This window comes from Duganella vulcania (genome assembly GCF_009857655.1).
Lineage (GTDB): Bacteria > Pseudomonadota > Gammaproteobacteria > Burkholderiales > Burkholderiaceae_D > Rugamonas > Rugamonas vulcania.
Genome location: NZ_WWCX01000288.1, coordinates 1 through 523, shown reverse-complemented (window position 1 = coordinate 523; position 523 = coordinate 1). Strand labels below are relative to the sequence as shown.

Genomic DNA, 523 nt, shown 5'->3' with positions numbered 1-523 from the left:
GGCGTGCTGGTGGCGTTGGGGACGGCCGGCGGCGCGGCGCTGGCGGGGCCGCCAGCCGTCAACGCGCTGCCATCCGGCGCGCAGCTGGTGGCCGGGCAGGCGTCCATCGCCACCAGCGGCAACCAGATGACGGTGACGCAGGGCAGCAACCAGGCCATCCTCAACTGGCAGCGCTTCGACATCGGCGCCAACGCCGGCGTGCGCTTCGACCAGCCCTCGTCGGCGGCGGTGGCGCTGAACCGCGTGATCGGCGGCGACCCGTCGCAGATCTACGGCAAGCTGTCGTCCAACGGCAGCGTGTTCCTGATTAATCCGCAGGGCGTGCTGTTCGGCGCCGGCGCCCAGGTCGACGTCGGCGCGCTCGGCGCCTCGTCGCTGAACCTGTCGGACAGCGCGTTCCTGAGCGGCCGCTACGACTTTGCCGGCACCAGCGGCGCCGGCGCCGTGCGCAACGACGGCAGCATCCGCGCCGCCGCCGGCGGCTACGTGGCGCTGATCGGGCCGTCGGTGGTCAACCGCGGCA

1 protein-coding gene is annotated in these 523 nt (G+C 73.4%); it reads left to right on the top strand.

The window, feature by feature from the left end:
* Nucleotides 1-523 (top strand): two-partner secretion domain-containing protein (locus GTP90_RS36030; RefSeq protein ID WP_161087961.1); only part of this gene is annotated, 523 nt, incomplete at both ends.